At 45.4% G+C, this 3,380-nt stretch carries 3 protein-coding genes; all 3 read left to right on the plus strand.

Translation table 11 applies throughout. The features are described 5' to 3' along the window. Nucleotides 1-361, plus strand: a 361-nt coding sequence (locus ACFQ2O_RS20610; protein ID WP_377532564.1) for a hypothetical protein, incomplete at its 5' end; no start/stop codon positions are given. Between the two features lie 190 nt (nt 362-551). Continuing rightward, on the plus strand, nt 552-2,105 hold the full coding sequence (locus tag ACFQ2O_RS20615; protein WP_377532567.1) for a M20/M25/M40 family metallo-hydrolase: 1,554 nt from the start codon (nt 552-554) through the stop codon (nt 2,103-2,105). A gap of 180 nt (nt 2,106-2,285) precedes the next feature. Further along, entirely contained in the window at nt 2,286-3,194 is a 909-nt protein-coding gene (locus ACFQ2O_RS20620) for a universal stress protein (RefSeq protein ID WP_377532570.1), read from the plus strand. Nucleotides 3,195-3,380: the final 186 nt, after the last annotated feature.

Consider the following 3,380-nt stretch of genomic DNA (forward strand, 5'->3'; position numbering starts at 1 on the left):
TACGGATGTACTTACTGTTACCTGGCCTGACATTGAGCATTCAAACAAATCTGAGTTAGAATACCTGTTTCACAAGCTGAATGACACGATCAGGTACTATGATATAAAAAAGCTCCTGATAGATTCTCGCTTTAATAAAGTACAACTTGCCGAAGAGGAGTACGAAATTCTAATGAAAAACCTCTGCGAAGGCCTTAGAAACAGCCGCCTTGATAAGACAGCACGTGTGGGTTCTTTAGATACAAAAAGAGAACCAAAAGCTGAAAAACTAGCTTATTCGTTAGCAGAGAAGTTAACCCCTAGCTTCGCTTTTCAAAACTTTCAGGACAGGAAGCTTGCGCTAAAATGGCTGCAAGAATAAGATTAGCTGTTGATTTCGCCGATCGTACATTCCACAAACTTCACATCAAGCACAATTACTGATTTTCAGGTCAAAGTTTTTGGGTGGCTAGTTTAAGTTAGAACAACAAGTTTAGCCATACCATTAAACCTTCCAGCTCTTTTTGCCTCTAATGCAGAAACCATATATTCATCAATCCCTTAAAACTATTATGAAAAGAAAAGTACACGCCTTTGCTTTCATGCTGCTGCTGGCTGGCAGTATAGCACAGGCTCAGGTAAAAGACCCTATTGTAGAAGGCATCGTGAAAGAAGCTAACGAGAATTCTCACCTGGAGGGGCTGGCGCACGAACTACTCGATGGCATTGGACCGCGCTTAGTGGGCACACCTGAAATGCAGAAAGCACATGACTGGGCCGTGGCAAAGTATAAAGACTGGGGCATTGCCGCTAAAAACGAAAAATGGGGCGAGTGGCGCGGCTGGCAACGTGGCGTTACGCATGTAGATATGGTGCACCCCCGCGTTCAGTCTTTGGAAGCAACGCAACTGGCCTGGAGCCCGGGCACCAAAAGTAAAGGCGTTACGGCAGAGCTTATTGTGCTGCCAACTATACAGGACTCGGTGGCTTTTCAGAAGTGGTTACCCAATGTAAAGGGTAAACTGGTGATGATCTCGATGCAGCAGCCAACTGGCCGCCCCGACTATAACTGGGAAGAGTTTGCCACTAAAGAGTCGCTGGCCAAGATGAAGGAAGAGCGCGAGGCACAGACAGAAACCTTCAACGAGAACATGAAGAAAACCGGCTATACTTCCCGCACCCTACCGGCAGCACTAGAAAAAGCAGGTGCAGCAGGTGTAGTTACTTCTAACTGGTCGCGTGGCTTTGGTGTGAACAAGATATTTGGTGCCTACACGAAGAAAGTTCCAAGTATAGATGTTGCCCTGGAAGATTATGGTATGCTGTACAGGCTGGTGGAATCTGGCAGCAAGCCTCAGATCCGCATCCAGGCAGAGTCAAAAGAACTCAAAAATGCGCCTACCTTTAACACCGTTGCGCAAATTAAAGGCACTGAAAAACCAGAAGAATATGTGGTGCTATCGGCGCACTTCGACTCTTGGGACGGTGGCACGGGCGCAACCGACAACGGTACTGGTACGATTGTAATGATGGAAGCCATGCGCATCCTGAAGAAAATGTACCCAAATCCAAAAAGAACAATTATTGCCGGGCATTGGGGCAGCGAAGAGCAAGGGCTAAACGGCTCACGTGCTTTTGTGGCAGATCATCCCGAAATCGTAAAGAACATTCAGGCAGTTTTTAACCAGGATAACGGTACCGGCAGAGTAGTGAACATTTCAGGCCAGGGTTTCCTGCACGCGTATGACTACCTGGGCCGTTGGCTAAGCGCTGCTCCAAGAGAGATTACGAGCGGTATTGAAACAAACTTCCCTGGCTTCCCGGGTGGTGGCGGTTCTGACCATGCCTCTTTTGTGGCTGCTGGTGCACCTGCGTTTATGCTGAGCTCGCTGAACTGGTCTTACGGCACCTACACCTGGCACACCAACCGCGACACCTATGACAAAATAGTGTTTGATGATGTGCGCAGCAATGCCATACTGGTAGCTATACTTGCCTACAAGGCCAGCGAAGACCCTGCTACGGCAAACCGTGAGCGCATTGTGTTGCCTGTTGATTCTAGAACAGGAGAGCAAAGAACATGGCCAGAACAAAGAGAGCCAACCCGCAAAGGAGGCTTAGACTAGTTCTGAGGCTTTTTTACCAATATTGTGAGGCTGCCCCAACAAGGCAGCCTCCTTTGTTTTAAAACTGCTAAAAATCATGTTATGTACTGATTAAACTCACTTCTTTTACCATGCCTGCCAGCTACTTTTACACAGTAGCTCATCACTAGCTACGCGTTACAAACCTCTAAAGCCGCAGCCATGAAAAAGATTTTAGTACCTATCGATTATTCTGAAAATTCACAGAACGTATTTGCCCATGCTCTAGGTATAGCACAGGTAGCAGGCGCAGATATTGTACTGCTACATGCTTTTTTCCCTGTCATATCACCTCCTGCTGCCTATAATGTAACAAGCGTTACGCGTGCACTGGAAGAAGGAAAGCAACATGAGTTGGAAGAGTTTGCTGCAAATGCCAAAGAAAACATCATAAATCAGCTTAGTTTAGAGGAGGCTACTAACTTAAATCAGGTAAACATTACCTGTATCACCAAAATGGGCGGTTCTTTCGAACAGGTCATGCATGCCATTAAAACTTATAAAGCAGACCTTGTAGTAATGGGTATGCAGGTAGGCGAAGCGGTTAGTCAGGCGCTTATTGGCAGCACCACAATTTCTGTTATTGAGGAGAGTTCAGTTCCTGTTTTGGCGGTGCCGAAAGGCATCACTTACAAACGAGTAACTTCTGTGGTGTTTGCAGCAGCTTTACACAAACTACCTGCTACTACAGACCTTCACCTGCTACGCGACTTTATTATAAACTTTAACGCCAAGCTACAGGTGCTGCACCTTTACCGCACCAGTGATCAGTTTGAAAAATTTGAGGCAACAGAAGCTTTAGAAGTGCTGGACAGAAACTTCAAGGACATCGAGTTTGAGGTAAATTTTGATTATCGTCCGGATATAGCCGAAGGTATTCAGGATTTCATCAAGGAAACGAAAGCAGAACTACTCATTTTGATTCCGCAAAAGCACAATGTTCTGGAGAGGCTGCTGGATAAAAGTATAACAGGGCGTTTAACAGCACACCCGTTAGTACCTGTCTTAACTTTGCCACATGGCATATTACAAACATCAGCAAACACTAAAGAAGAAGCAGCTAGTATATAAACAGGAAAGGCGGTAATCATACCGCCTTTCCTGTTTATATACGTTATCAGCGCAATGCATATAAGTACTCGGAAAAATTTGGTTTAGTTATTTTGTTCTCCTAACAGGAGCTTGTTAATAGAGGGCTTCTTACAGAATGACAGGTATATGTATACTAAAAGTTAATACCCTCCCTATACTTATATC

Origin of the sequence: Pontibacter rugosus, from assembly GCF_042678745.1 — a bacterium.
Taxonomy (GTDB): Bacteria; Bacteroidota; Bacteroidia; order Cytophagales; family Hymenobacteraceae; genus Pontibacter; species Pontibacter rugosus.